The 1,227-nt window shown below is 44.1% G+C and carries 1 protein-coding gene; it reads right to left on the bottom strand.

Annotated features, from left to right (window positions below):
- Positions 1–231: 231 nt before the first annotated feature.
- Positions 232–1,047: an aminoglycoside O-phosphotransferase APH(3')-Ia gene (locus ACOTX4_RS25920; protein WP_000018329.1), complete on the bottom strand. Its 816-nt coding sequence runs from the start codon at positions 1,045–1,047 to the stop codon at positions 232–234.
- Positions 1,048–1,227: the final 180 nt, after the last annotated feature.

The following is a 1,227-nucleotide window of genomic DNA, read 5'->3' as shown; positions in this document are numbered from 1 at the left end:
CTGGGCGAAATGCGCCTGGTAAGCAGAGTTTTTGAAATGTAAGGCCTTTGAATAAGACAAAAGGCTGCCTCATCGCTAACTTTGCAACAGTGCCAATTTATGAGTAAAGGATTATGTCCACGATAAGCACCTGGGTCGATTCCTGGGAGGCGGCCATGAGGGTAGGGAAGCGCCGTCCCGTCAAGTCAGCGTAATGCTCTGCCAGTGTTACAACCAATTAACCAATTCTGATTAGAAAAACTCATCGAGCATCAAATGAAACTGCAATTTATTCATATCAGGATTATCAATACCATATTTTTGAAAAAGCCGTTTCTGTAATGAAGGAGAAAACTCACCGAGGCAGTTCCATAGGATGGCAAGATCCTGGTATCGGTCTGCGATTCCGACTCGTCCAACATCAATACAACCTATTAATTTCCCCTCGTCAAAAATAAGGTTATCAAGTGAGAAATCACCATGAGTGACGACTGAATCCGGTGAGAATGGCAAAAGCTTATGCATTTCTTTCCAGACTTGTTCAACAGGCCAGCCATTACGCTCGTCATCAAAATCACTCGCATCAACCAAACCGTTATTCATTCGTGATTGCGCCTGAGCGAGACGAAATACGCGATCGCTGTTAAAAGGACAATTACAAACAGGAATCGAATGCAACCGGCGCAGGAACACTGCCAGCGCATCAACAATATTTTCACCTGAATCAGGATATTCTTCTAATACCTGGAATGCTGTTTTCCCGGGGATCGCAGTGGTGAGTAACCATGCATCATCAGGAGTACGGATAAAATGCTTGATGGTCGGAAGAGGCATAAATTCCGTCAGCCAGTTTAGTCTGACCATCTCATCTGTAACATCATTGGCAACGCTACCTTTGCCATGTTTCAGAAACAACTCTGGCGCATCGGGCTTCCCATACAATCGATAGATTGTCGCACCTGATTGCCCGACATTATCGCGAGCCCATTTATACCCATATAAATCAGCATCCATGTTGGAATTTAATCGCGGCCTCGAGCAAGACGTTTCCCGTTGAATATGGCTCATAACACCCCTTGTATTACTGTTTATGTAAGCAGACAGTTTTATTGTTCATGATGATATATTTTTATCTTGTGCAATGTAACATCAGAGGGCACTGTTGCAAATAGTCGGTGGTGATAAACTTATCATCCCCTTTTGCTGATGGAGCTGCACATGAACCCATTCAAAGGCCGGCATTTTCAG

It is taken from the genome of Enterobacter cloacae complex sp. IR5459, from assembly GCF_049238005.1.
GTDB classification, from domain to species: Bacteria; Pseudomonadota; Gammaproteobacteria; order Enterobacterales; family Enterobacteriaceae; genus Enterobacter; species Enterobacter hormaechei_C.
Note: the sequence above shows the minus strand (reverse complement) of the source record. Positions and strands in the feature narration are given on the sequence as shown.

Bases quoted from the DNA above. Each gene is read 5' to 3' on its own strand.
- ACOTX4_RS25920 (WP_000018329.1), bottom strand. From the start codon at position 1,047: ATGAGCCATATTCAACGGGAAACGTCTTGCTCGAGGCCGCGATTAAAT.